Raw genomic sequence first — 19698 nt, forward strand, 5'->3', positions numbered from 1 at the left:
AAGTGGCCGAATCAATCGATGAGTACTTCACCGCGACGATCTCCGAGCTGACAGGCCCCGAGACCGCGGATCCCTCCGTGCTGCAAGGACTGTCACCGCAGCGCTGCCTGGACGTGTTCGATGCACAGCTGGGTAGCAGGCATCTGGACCTGGCGGCACGCTGGTTGCGGTCACACGGCAAGGGTTTCTACACCATCGGCTCCTCAGGCCACGAGAGCAACGCGGCGGTCGCCGCCGCGCTGCGGCCCACCGATCCAGCGCTGTTGCACTACCGTTCGGGTGGCTTCTTCCTGGCCCGCGCGAGCCAGGTGCATGGCAGCGACCCACTGCGCGACGTCCTGCTGGGGTTGGTCGCCGCTACCGAGGAACCGATCTCCGGTGGCCGGCACAAGGTGTTCGGCCGCCACGACCTCAACGTCATCCCGCAGACGTCGACGATCGCCTCCCACCTTCCGCGGGCACTGGGCGTCGCGTTCTCGATCGCTCGGGCGCGCAAGTTGCGCGTCGAATGCCCGTGGCCCGCCGATGCACTCGCGGTGTGCAGCTTCGGTGATGCGTCGGCCAACCACTCCACGGCGGTCGGCGCCATCAACGCCGCGATGCACACCGCGTATCAGGGTGTGCCTATGCCACTGCTCTTCGTCTGTGAGGACAACGGCATCGGCATCAGCGTGCGAACACCGCAGGGTTGGATCGCGCGGACCTATGGAAACCGAGACGATCTGCGGTACTTCGCCGCCGACGGCACCGATCTGCCGTCGGTCCTCGCGACGGCGGAGCGGGCCGCGGAATACGTACGGACACAACGTCGTCCCGCATTCCTTCACCTGCGCACCGTCCGGTTGATGGGACATGCTGGCTCGGACTACGAGCCGGCCTACCGCAAACCTGACGAGATCACCGGTGATTTCGACCGCGACCCGGTGCTGTGCACCGCGCGACTGCTCATCGATGCGGGGGTGCTCGATCCGCAAGAGGTGATCGAGGCCTACGAGGCCAAGCGGACCGAGATCCTGGAGATGGCCACCGAGGTCGCCGACCTCGCCCAACTCGACGGCCCGCGCGCGGTGATGACGCCACTGCGCGATGCTCTCGAGGAGGCCGTCGGTGCCACCGAGGCCGCCGCGGCACCGACGCCCACGGCAACCCCCTCGGCGCCGATCACGGTGGCCCAGGCCATCAACCGCGCGCTGCAGGACGTGCTGGCCACCGACCCAGGGGCCGTCGTGTTCGGCGAGGACGTCGGCCGCAAGGGTGGCGTCTATGGGGTGACACGCGGGCTGCAGGCCAGGGCGGGTACGGCCCGCGTCTTCGACACACTTCTCGACGAGCAGTCCATCCTGGGGCTCGCGTTGGGCGCGGGAGTGTCAGGGCTGCTGCCGATTCCGGAGATCCAGTACCTGGCCTACCTGCACAACGCCGCCGATCAGATCCGCGGCGAGGGCGCCACGCTCCAGTTCTTCTCCAACCGGCAGTACCGCAATCCGATGGTCGTCCGAATCGCCGGCTACGGCTACCAGAAGGGATTCGGCGGACACTTCCACAACGACAACTCGATCACCGCGATCCGCGACCTCCCTGGTGTCGTGATCGCTTCCCCCGCCCGGCCCGACGACGCCGCGGCGATGATGAGGTCGTGCGCCACCGCGGCCCGGTCGGCGGGCGTGGTCTGCCTGTTCCTCGAGCCGATCGCGCTGTACCACACCCGTGACCTGTACGACGACGGCGACGATCTCTGGCTCGCCGACGACACCGGTGGCGTGGTGCCGGTCGGGCGCGCACGCACCTACGGGGACGGCCGTGATCTCACCATCCTGACGTTCGGCAACGGCCTGCGTATGAGTCTGCGCGTGGCGCGCAGGCTGGCGCCGCTCGACATCGCCGTGCGAGTGGTCGATCTACGGTGGCTCGCCCCACTTCCGGTGGACGACATTCTCGCCGAGGCCACGGCAACGGGCCGGGTGCTGGTCGTCGACGAGACGCGTGCCAGTGGTGGTGTCAGCGAGGGCGTGCTGACAGCGTTGATCGATCACGGTTACACCGGTGGCATGGCCCGGGTCGCGAGCGATGACAGCTTCATACCGCTCGGTGACGCCGCCCTGGCGGTGATGCTGTCCGAGGACACCATCCTCGAGGCCGCGGTCAAACTGGCGCGCACCGCTCCGATCTAATTGGCGGGCACCGCCACGCGCTAATCGATCTTCTCGGCGTACGCCGACCACTCGATCTGTGACGCCGTGAGGTTGCGGCCGGCGGGGCGGATGTAGCGGTCACGGATCTCGTCGGGGCCGAGCTGCTCCCGCAGCCGCCAGCCGTAACCGGCGAGGAACGCCGCAACGTCCTCGGGGTGCATGCCGAACTTCCAGATCTCGCGCTTGCGAACGAACTTGCGGTGCAGTGTGTCCGCGCCGTAGAGCGCGGCACCGGAGAGGAAGTCGGATCGGACGTAGGTGAAGTTGATCCGGCTGCCCGCCGCGACTGAGGACAGTCGGTCGAACGTCGCGCGCACCGCCGACTCGGTCAGGTACTGCGTGACACCCTCCCAGACGAAGAACGTTCGACTCTCGGCGTGGTAGCCACTGCCTGCCAGTGCGCTGAGCAGATCGTCGCGCTCGAAGTCGACTGGCACCAGGTGTACCGACGGGGGTGGGACGCCGAGAACCTTCGCCACGATGTTTTGCTTGCGCGCGATGTTGATCGGCAGATCGACCTCGAAGACCGGTACGTCGCTGCGGCGGGCCAGCCGGTAGGCCCGACTGTCGAGGCCTGCGCCGAGGACCACCACGGCGTCGACGTCACCGAGTGCAGCGGTGAGGTTGTCGTCGATGTAGCGCTTGCGGCAGGCGATATTGGCCCACAGCCCCGGGCCGTACCGCTCCGATGCGCCGATCACGGCTCGGCGCACGGGCGTCCAGCGTGTCGCGGCGACGACGGCCTGCAACGGTAACGGGAGGAAGGGCGCCGCCAGATCGTCGTCGACCAACCGTCGCTCGGGTGGCTCGCACTGCTCCACCGCGGACAGGACCATCGGTCCGAAGGCCGTGCCCGCGGCGGGGTTTCGCGACATCGCTACCTCTTGTTGACGTAGCCCGCGTCGAGCGGCAGCGTGATCCCGGTGACGTAGCGAGCGGCATCGGACACCAGCCACAGCACCGCATTGGCGATGTCCTCGGTTTCCAGGGTCTGTACCGGCAACGCGTTCCGCATATCCGGTCCGCCGCCCGCGCTCTTCTGGGCCATGCCCTGGAGCCAACTGCGGGTGAAGTCGTTGTCGATCATCGGGGTGTCGACACCGGCGGGGTGAATCGAGTTGACCCGGATGCTGAATGACGCAAGGTGATTGGCGTACACCCGCATCAGTCCCACGATCCCGTGCTTGGCGGCGGCGTACGCGACCGAACCCGCCACCGGTGATGCCAGGCCAACCAGGCCCGCCACCGAGCTGGTCAGGACGATCGCTCCGCCGTTGCCCGCCTTGATCATTGGTCGCATCGCCACGTCGACGGTGTGGTAGACGCCGGTGAGGTTGACGTCGAGCACGTCACCCCACGCGTCCTCGCCGTCCATCGGGGCGATCCCCGCGTTGGCGATCACGATGTCGAGGCGTCCGCCGAGTTCCTCGACGCCGGCCTTCAACGCCTCCTTGAGCGCCGCGCGGTCACGAACATCAGCCTGCGACGCGACGATTCGCGCACCGGTCTCCTCGACGAGCTTGACCGTCTCTGCCAGGTCATCCGGTGTGGCCAGGGGATAGGGCACCGAGGCGATCTGGTCACAGAGGTCGATGGCGATGATGTCGGCGCCCTCGGACGCCAGTTTGACTGCGTGCGCGCGACCCTGGCCACGGGCGGCGCCGGTGATGAAGGCGACTTTTCCGGTGAGCGATCCCATATCAGGTTCCGCTAGCTCCGCAGCTGACCCTTGGCCGGGTCCCCGGCGACCACCGGCGACAGCATCTTGATGTCCGGCGCGCCGTCGAGGTGCTCGCCCACCGCGCCGAAGAGTGCGCCAATCGCGGGTGCGGTGCTGTGTGCCTTCAGCGCCTCCTCGTCGGCCCACTGCTCGACGAAGACGAATGTCCCGTTGGCCTCGTGCAGCGAGTACAGCTCACAACCGGGCTCGGCGTGCACTGCCTCGATGGCGTTCTTACATGCCTCCCGCACCGTGTCGACGGACTCGGGCTTGGCGGTCATGGTGGCGACAACGACGACGGGCATAGTGCTCCTCGGACTGCTCGATGAGTGATTCAGCTCACGACATTACTGCGCACACTTGCCGGTCACCTGGCCACCTCCTGGCGATTTCGGCGCGCTTTCATTCGCCCAGCGAACAAAACCGCGCCCAAATCGCCCATTCGAGGCGTCTGCGCAGGTGAGGCGCACGCTGTCTACCTGCAGCTTTCGTTGTCGGATGGTTAGCGAACTGTTACCTGTGTGGCTGATGGTGCAAATGGGTCTACTGCGACTAGGCTTACCCGCATGGCAAGTAAGACCGTCAGCCGATCTGGCACGCGAAATACCAGGTCAGGGGCGGCTTCGAAAAGCGGCAGCGCCCCGAAGCGTCCTGCGTCCCCGCGTCGAAAGGCGCCGGCTCGGAAGCCGCCCGCCCGCAAGGCGCGCGCATCGGGTGCGGGTTCCGCGGGCGCGGCCGTCGGGCGCGGTGCGCGCGCCGGTTGGTTGATGCTGGCCAAGGGGGCGGGCAGCACCGCACGATCGATCGGTCGTGCGCGTGACCTCGAACCCGGCCATCGCCGCGACGGTATCGCCCTGGCACTGCTCGGTATCGCCGTCGTCATCGCGGCCAGCTCGTGGTTCGACGCGGCCCGGCCGGTCGGCGGCTGGATCGACGTCGCCGTGCGCACGGTGATCGGTTCCGCGGTGATCCTCGTCCCGTTGCTGCTCATCGGCGGCGCGGTTGTGCTCATGCGCACCGAACCCCAGCCCGAGTCACGCCCGAGGCTGATCCTCGGTTCCACCATGATCGCGCTCCCGGCCCTCGGGCTCTGGCATCTGTGGGCCGGCTCGCCCGCCGACCCGATCGCACGCCGCAGCGCCGCGGGCTTCACCGGCTTCGCGATCGGTGGCCCGCTGTCCGACGGTCTCACGCCGTGGATCGCCGCACCCCTGTTGTTCATGGGAGTCCTGTTCGGCGTCCTGCTGGTCACGGGCACCACGATCCGTGAGGTTCCGGAGACGGTGCGGGCGCTGTTCGCCACCGGATACCGCGACGACGATGACTACTGCGACGACGACGAAGACGAGTACGACGAAGACGAGTACGACGACCGTCCGGGCGAGCAGGCCGAGGACTTCTCGGACGGCTACTACGACGAGCCCGCCGGCTACAGCGAGGACCCCGCCCCGGCGTGGACTGCCGCCGAGTCGCCCGAGCCCGCCGGAACTCCGTTCGACAATTACCCGCTGGCCGATGAGACCCCGACGGTCCCCGAGCCGGTTCGTCCTGCGCGGCGTAAGAAGGAGCCGAAGAAGCCCGAGGCCGAAATGACCGCGGTGCTCGACCGTGTCGTCGAGGGGCCCTACGCACTGCCGCCACTGGACCTGCTCGTCGCCGGCGACCCGCCGAAGCTGCGCACGGCCGCCAACGACAAGATGATGGACTCGATCAACTCGGTCCTGCAGCAGTTCAAGGTCGACGCCGCCGTCACTGGATGCACCCGCGGACCGACCGTCACGCGCTACGAGGTCGAACTCGGCCCCGGCGTGAAGGTCGAGAAGATCACCGCGCTGCAACGCAACATCGCCTATGCGGTAGCCACCGAGAGCGTGCGCATGCTCGCGCCCATCCCCGGCAAGTCGGCCGTCGGCATCGAGGTGCCCAACGTCGACCGCGAGATGGTTCGCCTGGCCGACGTCCTCACCGACCCGGCCACCCGCAGCGACCACCATCCGTTGGTCATCGGTCTCGGCAAGGACATCGAGGGCGATTTCATCTCGGCCAACCTGGCCAAGATGCCGCACCTGCTGGTCGCGGGTTCGACGGGCTCGGGCAAGTCGAGCTTCGTCAACTCCATGCTGGTGTCGCTGCTGACGCGGGCCACGCCGGAGGAGGTCAGGATGATCCTGATCGACCCCAAGATGGTCGAGCTGACGCCGTACGAGGGCATCCCACACTTGATCACCCCGATCATCACGCAGCCGAAGAAGGCTGCGGCAGCGCTGACGTGGCTGGTCGAGGAGATGGAGCAGCGCTACCAGGACATGCAGGCGTCACGGGTGCGGCACATCGACGTGTTCAACGAGAAGGTCCGCTCGGGTGAGATCACGACGCCGCTGGGCAGCGAGCGGGTCTACAAGCCCTACCCCTACATTCTGGCCATCGTCGACGAGCTCGCCGACCTGATGATGACGGCTCCCCGCGATGTCGAGGAGGCGATCGTCCGGATCACGCAGAAGGCGCGCGCCGCGGGCATCCACCTGGTGCTGGCCACGCAGCGCCCGTCGGTGGACGTCGTCACCGGCCTGATCAAGACCAACGTGCCCTCGCGGCTGTCGTTCGCCACGTCATCGCTGACCGACAGCCGGGTCATCCTCGACCAGCCGGGCGCGGAGAAGCTCATCGGTATGGGTGACGGGCTCTTTCTGCCGATGGGGGCCAACAAGCCGATCCGTCTGCAGGGTGCCTACATCAGCGACGAGGAGATCCACGCCGTCGTCGAGGCCACTAAGGCGCAGGCCGAGCCGGAGTTCGTGGAGGGCGTCACCAAGGCCAAGCCGACCGGGGACCGTTCCGACGTCGACCCCGACATCGGCGACGACATGGACGTCTTCCTGCAGGCCGTCGAACTCGTCGTGTCCTCGCAGTTCGGTTCGACCTCGATGCTGCAGCGCAAGCTGCGGGTCGGGTTCGCGAAGGCCGGCCGATTGATGGACCTGATGGAGACGCGCAACATCGTCGGGCCGTCAGAGGGCTCGAAGGCGCGTGAGGTGCTGGTCAAGGCCGACGAACTGGCGGGCACGCTGATGCTGATCCGCGGGGGTTCTGATGCCGCCGGTGGCGACGCCGACGACGACGACGAACCCGACTTCTAACTAGTCCCCGACTTCTAACTAGTCCTCGCCGAACGTGACACCACTGCGAAGAATCCGTCGGATTCTCGCAGTGGCGGCACGCTCGGCGAACTGTCGGCGGTCGTAGGCACACTCCCCATATGGGGGAGCCATTCATCGGTACGGAGGCGGTCGGCGCGGGCAGGCTGACGCCCTACGCGTTGCGAAGCCGATTCGTCGCCGTACACCGCGATGTCTACATCTCGCGTGGGGTCGAGCTGTCGGCGATATCGCGCGCCAAGGCGGCGTGGCTCTGGTCCGGCCGCGCGGGTGTCGTGGCCGGTCAGTCGGCGGCCGCGCTGCATGGTGCGAAGTGGGTCGACGCATCGGCACCAGCCGAACTCCTGTACCCAAACCGCCGCCCGCCGCCTGGCATCCGGACGTGGTCGGACCGCGTCGAGGATGACGAAGTCCAGGTCATCGGCGGTATCGCGGTGACGACCCCTGTTCGGACTGCATTGGACATCGCCCGGCGGTACGACGTCGATCGCGCCGTCGCCGCGCTCGATGCAATTGCCGGAGCGGCGAGACTCAAGCCGGCTGACGTTGAGCTGCTGGCGGAGCGGTATCGCGGCAGGCGTGGCATCCGCGCAGCCGCCAAGGCGATCGATCTGATGGATCCAGGCGCGGAGTCGCCCCAGGAAACCCGGATTCGACTCCTTCTCATTCGCGCTGGCTTCCCGCGTCCCGAGACGCAGATCCCGGTGTACGACGAATGGGGTCGACGTGTCGCCGTGCTCGACATGGGCTGGCGCGACGTCATGGTCGGCGTGGATTACGAGGGCAACCACCATTGGAGTACCCGCCGCGAGTTCGGCCGGGGGATCAGGCGCCACGACACGGTCACTGGACTGGGATGGATCGACGTCCGGGTGACGGCCGAGGACACCGACGCCAGCATCGTCGAGTGGGTGCGGCAGGCGCGCGCACGCCGAAACCGCTAGAGCAGCAACAGCATCCGGGTGTTGCCCAGGATGTTGGGCTTGACGTAGGACAGGTCCAGGAACTCGGCGATGCCGATGTCGTAGGACCGGCACATCTCCTCGTAGACCTCGGCGGTGACCGGCGTTCCGGCGATCTCCTCGAAGCCGTGCCGTCCGAAGAACTCCGTCTCGAACGTCAACACGAAGATCCGCTCGAGCCGTAGCTCGCGGGCCACGTCCAGAAGCGCCGCGACCACCGCGTGCCCGACACCCCTGCCGCGGACCTTGGGGTGGGCGGCGACTGTGCGCACCTCGCCGAGATCCGACCACAGCACGTGCAGCGCGCCGCAGCCCACCACCTCGTCGTCGATCTCGACCACCCAGAACTCCTGCACGGCCTCGTACAGGGTGACGAGGTTCTTCTCCAGCAGGATCTTTCCGGCATAGATGTCCACCAATTCCTTGATGGCGGGGACGTCGGAGGTCCGGGCGCGCCGAACCGACATGGGCTCGTTAAGAGGCGCTGGGCTCACAGGTGGAGAGTATCGGTAGGTGCAACGGATATTCTGTGTCGGTGCCAGGGCCACCAGATACCGATCCCGTGGTTCCGCGCGTCCATGTGCTGAACGCCGCCAACGCGTTGACGGCGCTGCGAATCGTCCTCGTCCCGGTGTTCCTGGTCGCCCTGTTCGTCGGTGACGGCCATGAAACGTTCTGGCGAGTAGCGGCATTCGTCGTGTTTGCGACGGCCGTGATCACCGACAGGCTCGACGGCGAGATCGCGCGCAGCTACGGGCTGGTGACCGAGTTCGGCAAGCTGGCCGATCCGATCGCGGACAAGGCCCTCATCGGTGCCGCGTTGATCGGTCTGTCGGTGCTCGAGGTCCTGCCGTGGTGGGTGACGGTGGTGATCCTGGCGCGTGAGGTCGGCGTCACGCTGCTGCGCTTCGCGGTGCTGCGCCGCGGTGTCATTCCCGCCAGTCGCGGGGGAAAACTGAAGACCCTGGTGCAGGCCGTGGCGATCGGGCTGTTCGTGCTTCCAGTCTCAGGTGCCTGGCTGTCGTTGGCGTGGATTCTGATGGGAGCCGCGATCATCCTCACCGTCGTGACGGGCGCGGACTACGTGGTCTCGGCGGTCAGGCAGTCGCGACGCCGACCCGCCATCGGGTGATCTGTCGGGTTTCGGGAACCAAATCGAGGCGCGTCTGCGTTCTTCGTGAAGTGACCGCCGAGTGACCCAGAGCAAGGAGCCCACCATGACGGCATTGCTGCGCGAAGTGATCGGTGACGTGCTGCGTCAAGCCAGGACCTCGCAGGGTCGGACCCTGCGCGAGGTGTCCGATGACGCCCGCGTCAGCCTCGGCTACCTCTCGGAGGTGGAGCGGGGACGCAAAGAGGCCTCCAGCGAGCTGCTGGGTGCGATCTGCACCGCGCTCGACGTGCCCCTGTCCCGTGTCCTGACCGACGCGGGCCAGCAGATGGAGCGCAGGGAGGCCGGGCGGCTCGCGAGCGCGATCGGCAATATCGACGTCGCCACGAAGGTCGTCATCCCGCAGGCCGTCACGATGGCGGTCGCATAGGCCTTTCGGTCGCGCCACGGACCGAGAAATCGCCTGCAGGGGTGTGGTGGTCTGCGCGAAACCGATAGGTTGGCAGCTAGCGCGAACACAGGCACGCGGCCGGCCCCCAGCGGGTGGGCATCGAAACGACACAAAGCATCGAATAGACACGAAGGCGGAACGAACTCATGGCCAATCCGTTCGTCAAGGCGTGGAAGTACCTCATGGCGCTCTTCAGCTCCAAGGTTGACGAGTACGCCGACCCGAAGGTGCAGATCCAGCAGGCGATCGAGGACGCGCAGCGCCAACACCAGGCTCTGACTCAGCAGGCCGCACAGGTGATCGGCAACCAGCGGCAGCTGGAGATGCGACTGAACCGCCAGCTCGCCGACATCGAGAAGCTCCAGGTCAACGTGCGTCAGGCACTGACGCTGGCTGATCAGGCCACCGCTGCCGGCGACGCGACCAAGACCACCGAGTACACCAACGCCGCCGAGGCGTTCGCCGCTCAGCTGGTAACCGCCGAGCAAAGCGTCGAGGATCTCAAGAGCCTCCACGACCAGGCGCTGCAGGCCGCGGGCCAGGCGAAGAAGGCCGTCGAGCAGAACGCCATGATGCTGCAGCAGAAGATCGCCGAGCGCAGCAAGCTGCTCAGCCAGCTCGAGCAGGCCAAGATGCAGGAGCAGGTCAGCGCCTCGCTGCAGTCGATGAGCGAGTTGGCCGCCCCAGGCACCACGCCGAGCCTCGACGAGGTGCGCCAGAAGATCGAGCGGCGCTACGCCAACGCGATGGGCGCCGCCGAACTCGCACAGAACTCCGTGCAGGGCCGGATGATGGAAGTGCAGCAGGCCAGCGTGCAGATGGCCGGGCACTCTCGGCTCGAGCAGATCCGCGCGTCCATGCGCGGTGAGTCCTTGTCCGCAGGCGGCGCCGCCGCCCCGGCCACGCCTGCGGCGAACCCGCCCGCGGTTGCGCCGGAAAACCCACTGTCGCAGTAACTCTCACGATCATGGCAGCGGATTACCGAAGCGGACGGCATGAGGCCTGGCGCACGCTCGCGCAGCGTGGCGTCGACACCGCGGCTGAGATGTCCGATGTGCTGGCGCAGAAGCTGGGCGCCGCCGCCGACCCGCGGGCCAAGTTGCTGCGCAAGCGCAAGTGGGCGTTTCGGACGGGGATGTTCCTCGCGTTCTCGTCCGGCTTCTGGATCGTGGTGACCGCCGTGCTGGCGTCCTGGGAGACCCCGGCGTGGGCGCTTCTCATTCCGGCCCCCATCGCGGTGGGTGCGGCGTTCCTGTCGACCCTGGCGTTCCTGCGCTACCGCTGGCTCAAGCGGGCGCCGCTGCCTGCGGAGCGAAATCTGCGACGGCTGCCAGCATGGGGATCGGCGGCCCGTCAGCCGATGGCCGCACTGGCGTCATCCGAACGTGGGCTGTTCTCACTGCTCGGCGTCATGGAACGGGGGCACATGCTGCCCTCAGACGAGCTGAACGAGGTGGTGATGGCCGCTAACCGGACAGCCGCCACCATGACGGCCACGGCCAACGAGATCGTCTCGATGGAGAGGGCCGCGCATGCCGCGCCGCAGTCACGCGCCCATCTGGCGTCGACCATCGCGAGCTTCGCCGCACAGCTCGATGCCGGTAGCCGCCAGTACGGCGATATGGTGACCGCCGCGGCGCAGCTGGTGTCCGCGGCGAACTCCGGATCGATGTCGAGTTCCCCGATGTCGGCTCAACGCCAACGGTACGAACTCAGCGCCGCGACCGACCGCCTGGCCGGGTGGGCGCAGGCGTTCGACGAACTCGGACACCTGCGCGGCGCTTAGGGCTTGTCCGGCGGGCCCCTGCTGGGCCGCACCAAGATTAGGTCGGACAGTCACATGAGCGACGGCCACCGATCGGCGGCCCACTCCAGCCATCCTGACCACCCAGGAGGCGGATCTCCAACCTCATGTCCGTCAAGTTCCTCGGCGTCGGGCTCCTCGAACAGCGTCCTCCAGTGCAGGAGGTCCGTTTCGCTCATCGGGAACGTCTGATCCGGGGTGGCCGACTGGCGTTGGGCGATCCGAGCATGTTGGGTCTCCTGGTCCACCGGCACGTAGACAAGGCGGCAGGACGCGCCCAAAGACTCCACCCACCAGCGGATCGCGGACCTCTCGTCACGAGACCAGCATCCGAAATCCAGGACCACGTCCGTGCCAAGTCTCAGCGCCTCCAGGCCAAGCCAGAGCAGTCGTCCTTCGAGCACGTCGCGCTTCCCATCCGCCTCCGGCCCACCGAACAGTGGAATCATCCACTCATCCGGCGTCAGCCGCAGCGCGCTGTGCTCCTTGGCGAGCAGCCGAGCCCTGGTGGTCTTTCCTGCCCCGGGCAGGCCGACGATCAGGTACAACGTGGTCACACCCAGATCGTGCCAGGGAGACCAACTGGTGGACGACTGCTTTGACAGGCGCTAGGCCCCAGGCCCGTCACATGGACTTGCGCAGGGCGGGGACCGCGATGCCGAGAACACCCCGGACGGTCGCCTTCAGCATGTCGAGGAAGTCAAAGTAGTCCCGCCACAGCGTGATGCGGCCGTCCTCGACCTCGAACACACCGCACACCCAGAACTGCACCCGCAGCGGGCCGAGCACAATGGCGTCGGTCCGCTCGTTCAGCACGGTGGAGCCCTCGGCGACGTTGCGGTGGAACTTCACCTCGAAGCCCATCTTGCCCTCCATGCCGCGCAGCAGCTTCACCACGCGGGAGCGGCCGCGGATCGTCGGCAGGCCGACGTTCTGGTAGACCACGTCATCGGCCAGGAGTGAGTCCAGGGTCTCGAAGTCCTGTGTCTGCAGTGCGTACAGGAAGGTCTCGACGGTGCTCGCGTTGATCGCGCCCGTGACATCTGGTGTCTGCTGAGTCATGGCGTCAGCTTAACTATTTGCTCTTCGCGCGAGCGCTCATCGCCGTAGCGGCGGGGGCCTGTGGCAGGGTAGTGCCGATGCGCATCGCGGTGGTGGCCGGGCCCGACCCAGGACATGCGTTTCCGGCGATAGCACTGTGCCTTCGCTTTCTCGCCGCCGGTGACCATCCGACGCTGCTGACCGGTAGGCAATGGCTCGACACGGCCCGATCCGCCGGTGTCGACGCGATCGAACTCGACGGCCTGGACCCGACCGATGACGACGACGACACCGACTCGGGTGCCAAGCTTCACCGGCGAGGCGCCAGGATGGCGGTTCTCAACGCGCCGCGGATCCGTGACCTGGCACCTGACCTGGTGGTATCCGATGTCATCACGACGTGCGGCGGTATGGCGGCTGAACTCCTCGGTCTTCCGTGGGTTGAACTGAGCCCGAACCCGCTGTACCGGCCGTCGCGCGGGCTTCCGCCGCTGGGTAGCGGCTTGGCGCCCGGCGTCGGATTCAAGGGCCGCCTGCGCGACAGCGTGATGCGTGCGTTGACCGCGCGATCAATCCGGCGCGGCACCGTCGAGCGGGACGCGGCACGAGCTGGAATCGGCCTGCCGTCGGACGATCCCGGCCCCCTGCGCAGGCTCATCGCCACACTGCCTGCCTTGGAGGTGCCGCGGCCCGACTGGCCGGATGAGGCCGTGGTCGTCGGTCCACTGCACTTTGAGCCGACGTCGTCGGTGCTCGAGGTCCCACCCGGCGATGGTCCGCTGGTAGTTGTCGCGCCCTCGACGGCGACCACCGGTGCCGAGGGGCTGGCGGAGGTCGCGCTCGCGGCGCTGATACCGGGGGAGACGTTGCCGACCGGTGCGCGGGTCGCGGTGTCGCGGCTGGGTGGGCCCGACACCACGGTGCCCCCCTGGGCGGTCGTCGGCCTGGGTAGACAGGACGAGCTGCTGACGCGTGCGGATCTGATGATCTGCGGGTCTGGACACGGCATCGTCGCCAAGACACTGCTGGCAGGCGTGCCGCTGGTGGTCGTACCGGGTGGTGGCGACCAGTGGGAGATCGCGAATCGAGTTGTCCGACAAGGCAGTGGCCGTCTCATCCGTCCGTTGACCGCCGATGCGGTGGCGGCCGCGGCGGCCGACGTGCTGTCATCGCCGGGCTACCGCGAGCGCGCGCTCGCGGCGCGTGCCGGTGCCGACACGGTCGCGGATCCGGTACGGGTGTGCCATGAAGCGCTCGGCGCCTCCGCGTAGGTTGGTCGGATGCGGCTGACGGAATTCGCCGAACTCGTCAACGGACGGTTCGGTTCGGTGCGAGGGTCATCGTTGTTGGTCGACCACGTGCTGACCGCACTGGGCGGTCGCACCGCCGCGCAGGCCATCGAGGACGGTGTCGAGCCCAGGGATGTCTGGCGGGCGCTGTGCGCCGACTTCGACGTCCCGAAGGACCAGTGGTGAACCCGCTTATCTCCTCGCCGCGTTGACGATATCGAGGGCCACCTGTGTCGCGGAGGCCAGCGCCGCGGCTTGATCATCGGATAGCGTGCCGCACACCCAGTCCCAGTGCGCCGACACCGTCGCGCCCCGCGCCGGTCTCGGCGCAAGCGACACGCCGTCCCTGCGCCAACGCACCCGGTCTTCGACGGGGTCGCCGAGTGCCAGGGTGCCGTGGACGAGTGCCAGCGGCCGTGCGGCGAGCACCACGTGGTCACCCTGAACCGACTCCACGACGCCCCAGCGGATCCGGCAGTCACCCATGACCTGGACCGGTTTGACGGGGTCGCGGTCCAGGAAGCGGATCCAGGGGTAGACGGCGAGAACGTGAAAGTTGTGGTGGGCCAGCGCCTGCCGGGCCGCCAGGTCATCGAGTATTCCGGTGACCTGCCCGGTGAAGGCGGCCCGCAGCCTGCTCAGCAGCACGTCGGGGTTCACCGCCGCAAGAAGTGGGCCGCCGATCCAGTACGTGCGCACCACCTCGGGATCCAGCGGGTCGGTGATGCGCGCCGCGTCCGCAATGGCATCCAGGTAGGGCCACGCGCCGTCGAACTCCCTGGCGTGGGCGGCCAGCTCGGCGGAACTTCGGCGCAACGGATCGCCGGCGTCAGCTGGACCGCAGTAGCCGAGTTCGTTGGGCGGGAAGGCGTACCGGGCGAACTCCTCGTGGCCCACCCGCAGGCGCGCGGTCGACGTCATGGATGTCAACAGATTCGCGGAAGCTGTTCACCGATGGGCAGATCGACCACTCGGGTGCCGCCCAGGGCGGTCCGTGCGACCACGATGCCGGGGTGCTCCGCGACGCAGGTGCCGATCACCGTCGCCCTGGCGCCCAGCGGGTGCGCGTGCATGGCGGCCAGCACCCGATCGGTGTCCCCGGCCGGGACGAAGGCCACCAGCTTGCCCTCGTTGGCGACCTGTAGCGGATCGAGTCCCAGCAGGCCGCACGCGTCGCGCACATCGGCGGGGATGGGGAATGACCGTTCGTCCAGCGCGATGCCGAGCCCGGCCGCCTTGGCGAGTTCGTTCAACGTCGCCGCCACGCCACCGCGGGTGGGGTCACGCAACACGTGAACGTCGGCGCCCGAGTCGATCATGGCGGCCACCAGTCCGTTCAGCGGTGCGGTGTCACTGGCGACCGTGGTGGCGAACTCGAGCCCCTCGCGGCAGCTCATCACGGCGACACCGTGCACACCGATGTCGCCGCTGACGATCACCGCATCCCCGACCGCGGCGCGCTGCGGCCGGATGTCGGCACGGGGGTCGACCAGGCCGATGCCCGCCGTGTTGACGTAGATGCCGTCGCCGTGACCCGCGTCGACGACCTTGGTGTCACCGGTCACCAGCTTCACCCCGGCCGCGAGTGCGGCGGTGCCCAGAGCCTGTGCGACACGGGCGATGTCGTCGAGCGCCGTGCCCTCCTCCAGGATGAACGCCGTCGACAGGGCGATGGGCTGGGCACCCGCCATCGCGAGGTCGTTGACGGTCCCGTTGACGGCAAGGTCGCCGATCGTGCCGCCGGGGAAGACCAGCGGCTTGACGACGAACGAGTCGGTCGAGAATGCCAGCCGCTGTGACCCGAACGTCAGCACCGCCGAGTCGCCCATGCCTGCGTCGGCGGCCGGCCCGAACGCGGGCAGGAACAGATGCTCGATCAGCTCGCCCGACATCGCGCCGCCACCACCGTGACCCATCACGATGTTCGGTGACCCGCGCAACGGTATCGGGCACACCCACTGCTCCATGTCGATGGTGGCGGGCCGGCTGGTCGTCGAGTCAGGCATGACTCACCTCGAGACGCCGGTACAGGTAGTAGGCCGCGCACGCCCCCTCTGATGACACCATGGTCGCCCCCAGGGGATTACGCGGCGTGCAGGTGGTGCCGAACGCCGCGCACTCGTGGGGTTTGATCAGGCCCTGCAGCACCTCTCCCGACCGGCAGACGGTGGACTCGGCGGTGTGGATGTCGGTGACGGCGAACCGGTGCTCGGCGTCGTAGTCGCGGTAGGCGGGCGATAGTCGCCACCCACTGTGCGGGATGACGCCGATACCGCGCCACGCCCGGTCGGTCACCTCGAACACGTCGGCCAGCATGGCCTTGGCCGGGTTGTTGCCCTCGGCGCGGACGGCGCGGGGGTAGGCGTTCTCGAGCTCATGTCTGCCCGACTCGAGTTGTAACACCGTCCGACGGATGCCCTCGAGGATGTCCAACGGCTCGAACCCGGTGACGACGATCGGCACCGAGTACTTCTCGCACAGTTCCGGATACTCGTCGGTGCCCATCACCGCGCACACGTGGCCTGCCGCGAGGAACGCCTGCACCCGGCATGTCGGTGACTCCATGATCGCCGAGATCGCGGGCGGTACCAGGACATGTGACACCAGCAGCGAGAAGTTCTCGATGCCAAGCCGTTTGGCCTGATACACGGTCATGGCGTTCGCGGGTGCGGTGGTCTCGAAGCCGATGCCGAAGAACACCACCTGCCTGGTCGGATTGTCCCTGGCGATGGTCAGGGCATCCAGCGGGGAGTACACCACGCGGACGTCACCGCCCTCGCTCTTGATGCGAAACAGGTCCTTGTCACTGCCGGGCACGCGCAGCATGTCGCCGAACGAGCAGAAGATCACATCGGGCCGTGACGCGATCTCCATCGCCTTGTCGATCATCTCCAGCGGCGTCACGCACACCGGACATCCGGGGCCGTGGATCATCTCGATCTCGTCGGGCAGCAGTTGGTCGATGCCGTGTCGGATGATCGAATGCGTCTGTCCGCCACACACTTCCATGATCGACCAACGGCGGGTGGTGACGGCCTTGATCTGCTCGATGAGCTTGCCTGCCAGGTCAGGATCGCTGAACTCGTCCAGGTACTTCATGATGACCTCGCTTCGTTGGGGTTCTGCACGCCGGCCTGTCGGGCAGCCAGTTCGAACCCGTCGCCGAACTCCTCCTTGAGCACCCCAAGATGCTCGAACTCCGCCAGCGTTGCGATGGCTGACTCCTCGTCCAGTCGCTGGATCGCGAAACCGACGTGGACGACCACGTACTCACCGACTGCAGCGTCGGGTATGTACTCCAGGCAGACGTCCTTGCGGAGACCTCCAAAGTCCACCGTGGACATCAGCGTGCCGTCACGGTCGACGATGCTGACGATCTTTCCCGGCACCGCTAAACACATGGTGTCCTCCGTTCCTATCCCGATGTCCCGACCAGGATCTGACCGAGCGCGATACCGCCGTCGTTTGGCGGGACGTGTCGGTGGGTCAGTACGTCGATTCCGTTGGTGCGCAGTTCGTCGACCGCCATCCGCAGCAGCAGCGCGTTCTGGAAGACCCCACCCGTCAGCGCCACGGTCGGCTTCTCGAACGCGATGGCGAGGTCGACGATCAGACGGGCGACGGCGCGGTGCAGCCGGGCGCCGATCAGACCGGGCGGTGCGCCGTCACGAACGTCGGCGACGACGGCCCGGAACAGCGGTGCGGGGTCGATTATGGTCGTCGGACCCTCGGCGTCAATACCGAAGGCGTAGCCGGTGGTACCGCAGTCGACGCCACGGGCAAGGCCCTCGAGTTCGATGGCCGCCTGAGCCTCGTACGCGATCACCTGCCGGACACCGGCCAGGGCCGCGACCGCGTCGAAGAGCCGCCCCATGCTGGATGTCGGGGCGCACGCCAGGCCGGTCTCCAACTGGTGGGCCAGGACGCCCCGCTCGGTGGGCGGACATGCCCGGACCGGGGCGAGGTCGGCGTCCCACGGTAGGCCCGCCGCCCAGAGATGGGCCAGCGCCATCCGGTAGGGACGCAGCACGCTGGTGTCCCCACCGGCCAGCGGAACGTATTTGAGATGGGCCAGCCTGCGGTACTCCTTGTAATCGGCCAGCATCACCTCACCGCCCCACACCGCACCGTCGGGGCCGTATCCCGTGCCGTCGAAGGCGAATCCCAGCACCTGCCGGTTGCCGTCCAACCCGTGTTCGGCCATCACCGCAGCGATGTGGGCGTGGTGATGCTGAACGGAGCGCACCGGTCGGGCACCGGCGTTGCGGTGCGCCCACGCGGTCGAGCGATAGCGCGGGTGCGCGTCAGCGGCGAGAACAGTGGGCTCGACGCCGGTCAGGGCGCAGAGGTGGCGGGCGGCGGCGTCGAAGGCGGACAGCGTGGCGAGATCGTCCATATCGCCGATGTGCTGGCTCAGCCACGCGTATCTGCCGTCGGCGACGGCCATGGTGTTCTTCAGATCGGCGCCCACGGCGAGCGTCGGCGGCACCGACACGGGCAGCGAGACCGGCATCGGCGCATAGCCGCGGGAGCGCCGGATCGGCAACTGTTGGCCGTCCCGATCCTCGGCGCCGCCGAGGCGCAGGACACGCACGACCGAGTCGTCACACGGCACCAGGATCGGCCTGTCGTGCAGCAGCCAGCCGTCGGCGAGCGGCGCGAGGCGGTCCAGGGCGTCATCGTCGGTGAAGCAGATCGGCTCGCCGCCAAGGTTTCCCGACGTCATGACCAGCGTGTCGGGACCCGGTTCGTCGCCGGGCAGCCCGAACAGCAGGATGTGCAGCGGGGCGTAGGCGAGCAGGACCCCGAGGTCGGGATTGCCCGGAGCCACCGATGCGGCGATCGGGGCGGCGGCCCGCCGTTCGGCGAGCACGATCGGGCGCTGCGGACCGGACAGCACGCGCGCCGTCGCGTCATCCAGCAAGGTGACCGTGTGCGCGGCGGCCAGGTCTGGCACCATCACCGCGAACGGCTTGTCGCCGCGGCACTTTCGTCTCCGAAGATCGCTGACCGCGGTCTCGTTGGTGGCATCGCAGGCCAGGTGGTAGCCGCCGATGCCCTTGACCGCGAGGATCCCGCCGTCGCGCAGCAGGCGCCGGGCGCTGGCGAGTGCCTGCTCCCTACGCTCGGTGTGGCCGTCGTGGTCGCGGTAGGTCAGCGTTGGACCGCAGGCGGGGCAGCAGACCGGTTGGGCGTGGAATCGGCGGTCACCCGGGTCGGCGTACTCGCGTGCGCAGTCGGGGCACATCGGGAAGTCGGCCATCGTCGTGGCGGCGCGGTCATAGGGGACCGAGGTGATGATCGTGAACCGGGGACCGCAGTTGGTGCAATTGATGAACGCGTGCCGGTGACGCCGGTCGGCCGGATCGCGTTGTTCGGCCGCGCAGTCCGCACACATCGCGACGTCGGGGGAGACCAGGGTCCGGCCACCACCGGACCGCGACGTGTCGGCGATCTCGAATCCGGTGCCCCCGACGAGCGGGATGTCGTGACACTCGACGGCCCCGATAACGGCCAGCGGCGGTGGGCTCTCGCGCAGATGCCGGGTGAACTCGTCGACGGCACGTCCGTCGCCCTCGGCCTCGATGATCGCCCCGGAGCTGTCGTTGCGCACCGAGCCGGACAACCCTAGCGCCGCCGCCGTGGTGTAGACGAACGGACGGAAGCCGACGCCCTGCACGACGCCGTGCACGCAGATCCGGGTCCGGCGGCGGGTGGTCATGGCGAATCGTCCTCCATGGGGCCCGAACCCATCAGTTCCAGGCCCGCCATAGCGGCGTCCGCGCCTGCCTCGTCGGTCTTCTCGACGACGAAGCCCATGTGGATGATCACCCAGTCGCCGGGATTGAACGTCTCCTCGGGCAGCATGCCGATGTTGACCTTCCTGGCCTTCCCGACGACGTCGACGAGCACGAGTTGATCGCCATACCCCTCGACCATGGCGATCACCCGACCAGGAATTCCCAGACACAT

Annotated in this window: 21 protein-coding genes; 9 read left to right on the plus strand and 12 right to left on the minus strand. The window is 67.8% G+C overall.

Annotated elements, in window-relative coordinates:
* Positions 1 to 2: 2 nt before the first annotated feature.
* The gene (locus tag ACZY0X_RS23130) at positions 3 to 2171 is read left to right on the plus strand and encodes a thiamine pyrophosphate-dependent enzyme (protein WP_463773745.1); all 2169 of its coding nucleotides are present in this window, start codon (positions 3 to 5) and stop codon (positions 2169 to 2171) included.
* Between the two features lie 20 nt (positions 2172 to 2191).
* Here ACZY0X_RS23130 and ACZY0X_RS23135 read toward each other — a convergent pair whose 3' ends face one another.
* From ACZY0X_RS23135 to ACZY0X_RS23145, 3 genes are read right to left on the minus strand one after another with little or no spacing between them, the layout of a single operon-like run.
* Positions 2192 to 3067 carry an SAM-dependent methyltransferase gene (locus ACZY0X_RS23135; RefSeq protein WP_463773746.1) on the minus strand — a complete coding sequence of 292 codons (876 nt, stop codon included), beginning with the start codon at positions 3065 to 3067 and terminating at the stop codon, positions 2192 to 2194.
* Between the two features lie 2 nt (positions 3068 to 3069).
* Positions 3070 to 3891 carry a mycofactocin-coupled SDR family oxidoreductase gene (locus ACZY0X_RS23140; RefSeq protein ID WP_463773748.1) on the minus strand — a complete coding sequence of 274 codons (822 nt, stop codon included), beginning with the start codon at positions 3889 to 3891 and terminating at the stop codon, positions 3070 to 3072.
* An 11-nt stretch (positions 3892 to 3902) separates the two neighbouring features.
* Positions 3903 to 4217, minus strand: coding sequence for a putative quinol monooxygenase (locus tag ACZY0X_RS23145; RefSeq protein WP_241399575.1), 315 nt, complete (start codon positions 4215 to 4217; stop codon positions 3903 to 3905).
* A 261-nt stretch (positions 4218 to 4478) separates the two neighbouring features.
* Here ACZY0X_RS23145 and ACZY0X_RS23150 point away from each other — a divergent pair, with 261 nt between their 5' ends.
* Positions 4479 to 7049: an FtsK/SpoIIIE family DNA translocase gene (locus ACZY0X_RS23150; protein WP_463773750.1), complete on the plus strand. Its 2571-nt coding sequence runs from the start codon at positions 4479 to 4481 to the stop codon at positions 7047 to 7049.
* A gap of 119 nt (positions 7050 to 7168) precedes the next feature.
* The gene (locus tag ACZY0X_RS23155; RefSeq protein ID WP_463773751.1) at positions 7169 to 8011 is read left to right on the plus strand and encodes a hypothetical protein; all 843 of its coding nucleotides are present in this window, start codon (positions 7169 to 7171) and stop codon (positions 8009 to 8011) included.
* On the opposite strand, the gene ACZY0X_RS23160 is transcribed toward ACZY0X_RS23155, so the two are convergent.
* The gene (locus ACZY0X_RS23160; RefSeq protein WP_463774100.1) at positions 8008 to 8496 is read right to left on the minus strand and encodes an amino-acid N-acetyltransferase; all 489 of its coding nucleotides are present in this window, start codon (positions 8494 to 8496) and stop codon (positions 8008 to 8010) included. The genes ACZY0X_RS23155 and ACZY0X_RS23160 overlap by 4 nt on opposite strands.
* 68 nt (positions 8497 to 8564) lie before the next feature.
* On the opposite strand from ACZY0X_RS23160, the gene pgsA reads away from it, so the two are divergent.
* The 4 genes from pgsA (at position 8565) to pspM (ending at position 11377) form a co-directional block, all read left to right on the plus strand.
* A complete protein-coding gene (gene pgsA / locus ACZY0X_RS23165) occupies positions 8565 to 9161 on the plus strand; it encodes a CDP-diacylglycerol--glycerol-3-phosphate 3-phosphatidyltransferase (RefSeq protein WP_463773753.1) in 597 nt (198 codons plus the stop codon).
* A gap of 85 nt (positions 9162 to 9246) precedes the next feature.
* Positions 9247 to 9570 carry a transcriptional regulator ClgR gene (clgR, locus tag ACZY0X_RS23170; RefSeq protein ID WP_463773754.1) on the plus strand — a complete coding sequence of 108 codons (324 nt, stop codon included), beginning with the start codon at positions 9247 to 9249 and terminating at the stop codon, positions 9568 to 9570.
* Positions 9571 to 9737: 167 nt separating this feature from the next.
* On the plus strand, positions 9738 to 10547 hold the full coding sequence (gene pspA / locus ACZY0X_RS23175; protein WP_463773755.1) for a phage shock protein PspA: 810 nt from the start codon (positions 9738 to 9740) through the stop codon (positions 10545 to 10547).
* An 11-nt stretch (positions 10548 to 10558) separates the two neighbouring features.
* Positions 10559 to 11377 (plus strand): phage shock envelope stress response protein PspM, encoded by an 819-nt coding sequence (gene pspM / locus ACZY0X_RS23180; RefSeq protein ID WP_463773757.1) that lies wholly within the window; start codon positions 10559 to 10561, stop codon positions 11375 to 11377.
* Positions 11378 to 11427: 50 nt separating this feature from the next.
* Here pspM and ACZY0X_RS23185 read toward each other — a convergent pair whose 3' ends face one another.
* Both ACZY0X_RS23185 and ACZY0X_RS23190 read right to left on the minus strand, forming a co-directional pair.
* Positions 11428 to 11952: a P-loop nucleotide/nucleoside kinase family protein gene (locus ACZY0X_RS23185; RefSeq protein WP_463773759.1), complete on the minus strand. Its 525-nt coding sequence runs from the start codon at positions 11950 to 11952 to the stop codon at positions 11428 to 11430.
* 67 nt (positions 11953 to 12019) lie between these two features.
* Positions 12020 to 12457 (minus strand): limonene-1,2-epoxide hydrolase family protein, encoded by a 438-nt coding sequence (locus ACZY0X_RS23190; RefSeq protein ID WP_463773760.1) that lies wholly within the window; start codon positions 12455 to 12457, stop codon positions 12020 to 12022.
* Between the two features lie 77 nt (positions 12458 to 12534).
* Here ACZY0X_RS23190 and ACZY0X_RS23195 point away from each other — a divergent pair, with 77 nt between their 5' ends.
* Together ACZY0X_RS23195 and ACZY0X_RS23200 are read left to right on the plus strand one after the other, a co-directional pair.
* Complete coding sequence (locus ACZY0X_RS23195) at positions 12535 to 13707, plus strand: glycosyltransferase (RefSeq protein ID WP_463773761.1); 1173 nt, start codon at positions 12535 to 12537, stop codon at positions 13705 to 13707.
* Between the two features lie 9 nt (positions 13708 to 13716).
* Positions 13717 to 13911 carry a DUF3046 domain-containing protein gene (locus ACZY0X_RS23200; RefSeq protein WP_241399566.1) on the plus strand — a complete coding sequence of 65 codons (195 nt, stop codon included), beginning with the start codon at positions 13717 to 13719 and terminating at the stop codon, positions 13909 to 13911.
* 6 nt (positions 13912 to 13917) lie between these two features.
* Here the strand turns inward: ACZY0X_RS23200 and ACZY0X_RS23205 are convergent, their stop codons facing one another.
* The 6 genes from ACZY0X_RS23205 to ACZY0X_RS23230 are packed head-to-tail and all read right to left on the minus strand — an operon-like array spanning position 13918 to position 19698.
* On the minus strand, positions 13918 to 14646 hold the full coding sequence (locus ACZY0X_RS23205; RefSeq protein WP_463773762.1) for a DUF6390 family protein: 729 nt from the start codon (positions 14644 to 14646) through the stop codon (positions 13918 to 13920).
* Between the two features lie 5 nt (positions 14647 to 14651).
* Positions 14652 to 15731 carry a hydrogenase expression/formation protein HypE gene (gene hypE / locus ACZY0X_RS23210; protein WP_463773763.1) on the minus strand — a complete coding sequence of 360 codons (1080 nt, stop codon included), beginning with the start codon at positions 15729 to 15731 and terminating at the stop codon, positions 14652 to 14654.
* Positions 15724 to 16824 carry a hydrogenase formation protein HypD gene (gene hypD, locus ACZY0X_RS23215; protein WP_463773765.1) on the minus strand — a complete coding sequence of 367 codons (1101 nt, stop codon included), beginning with the start codon at positions 16822 to 16824 and terminating at the stop codon, positions 15724 to 15726. Before hypD ends, hypE begins: the two co-directional genes overlap by 8 nt.
* The gene (locus ACZY0X_RS23220; protein ID WP_463773766.1) at positions 16821 to 17126 is read right to left on the minus strand and encodes a HypC/HybG/HupF family hydrogenase formation chaperone; all 306 of its coding nucleotides are present in this window, start codon (positions 17124 to 17126) and stop codon (positions 16821 to 16823) included. The genes hypD and ACZY0X_RS23220 overlap by 4 nt, the downstream gene beginning before the upstream one ends.
* Before the next feature lie 14 nt (positions 17127 to 17140).
* Entirely contained in the window at positions 17141 to 19447 is a 2307-nt protein-coding gene (gene hypF, locus ACZY0X_RS23225) for a carbamoyltransferase HypF (RefSeq protein WP_463773768.1), read from the minus strand.
* A complete protein-coding gene (locus ACZY0X_RS23230) occupies positions 19444 to 19698 on the minus strand; it encodes a HypC/HybG/HupF family hydrogenase formation chaperone (RefSeq protein ID WP_463773769.1) in 255 nt (84 codons plus the stop codon). The genes hypF and ACZY0X_RS23230 overlap by 4 nt, the downstream gene beginning before the upstream one ends.

The sequence above is a fragment of the Mycobacterium sp. IDUB_39 genome, assembly GCF_055419205.1.

Excerpts from the sequence above, each read along its gene's own strand:
- ACZY0X_RS23135 (WP_463773746.1), bottom strand. The coding sequence starts at position 3,067 with ATGTCGCGAAACCCCGCCGCGGGCACGGCCTTCGGACCGATGGTCCTG.
- ACZY0X_RS23140 (WP_463773748.1), bottom strand. The coding sequence starts at position 3,891 with ATGGGATCGCTCACCGGAAAAGTCGCCTTCATCACCGGCGCCGCCCGT.
- ACZY0X_RS23145 (WP_241399575.1), bottom strand. The coding sequence starts at position 4,217 with ATGCCCGTCGTCGTTGTCGCCACCATGACCGCCAAGCCCGAGTCCGTC.
- ACZY0X_RS23150 (WP_463773750.1), top strand. The coding sequence starts at position 4,479 with ATGGCAAGTAAGACCGTCAGCCGATCTGGCACGCGAAATACCAGGTCA.
- ACZY0X_RS23155 (WP_463773751.1), top strand. The coding sequence starts at position 7,169 with ATGGGGGAGCCATTCATCGGTACGGAGGCGGTCGGCGCGGGCAGGCTG.
- ACZY0X_RS23160 (WP_463774100.1), bottom strand. The coding sequence starts at position 8,496 with ATGTCGGTTCGGCGCGCCCGGACCTCCGACGTCCCCGCCATCAAGGAA.
- clgR (WP_463773754.1), top strand. The coding sequence starts at position 9,247 with ATGACGGCATTGCTGCGCGAAGTGATCGGTGACGTGCTGCGTCAAGCC.
- pspA (WP_463773755.1), top strand. The coding sequence starts at position 9,738 with ATGGCCAATCCGTTCGTCAAGGCGTGGAAGTACCTCATGGCGCTCTTC.
- pspM (WP_463773757.1), top strand. The coding sequence starts at position 10,559 with ATGGCAGCGGATTACCGAAGCGGACGGCATGAGGCCTGGCGCACGCTC.
- ACZY0X_RS23190 (WP_463773760.1), bottom strand. The coding sequence starts at position 12,457 with ATGACTCAGCAGACACCAGATGTCACGGGCGCGATCAACGCGAGCACC.
- ACZY0X_RS23195 (WP_463773761.1), top strand. The coding sequence starts at position 12,535 with ATGCGCATCGCGGTGGTGGCCGGGCCCGACCCAGGACATGCGTTTCCG.
- ACZY0X_RS23200 (WP_241399566.1), top strand. The coding sequence starts at position 13,717 with ATGCGGCTGACGGAATTCGCCGAACTCGTCAACGGACGGTTCGGTTCG.
- ACZY0X_RS23205 (WP_463773762.1), bottom strand. The coding sequence starts at position 14,646 with ATGACGTCGACCGCGCGCCTGCGGGTGGGCCACGAGGAGTTCGCCCGG.
- hypE (WP_463773763.1), bottom strand. The coding sequence starts at position 15,731 with ATGCCTGACTCGACGACCAGCCGGCCCGCCACCATCGACATGGAGCAG.
- hypD (WP_463773765.1), bottom strand. The coding sequence starts at position 16,824 with ATGAAGTACCTGGACGAGTTCAGCGATCCTGACCTGGCAGGCAAGCTC.
- ACZY0X_RS23220 (WP_463773766.1), bottom strand. The coding sequence starts at position 17,126 with ATGTGTTTAGCGGTGCCGGGAAAGATCGTCAGCATCGTCGACCGTGAC.
- hypF (WP_463773768.1), bottom strand. The coding sequence starts at position 19,447 with ATGACCACCCGCCGCCGGACCCGGATCTGCGTGCACGGCGTCGTGCAG.
- ACZY0X_RS23230 (WP_463773769.1), bottom strand. The coding sequence starts at position 19,698 with ATGTGTCTGGGAATTCCTGGTCGGGTGATCGCCATGGTCGAGGGGTAT.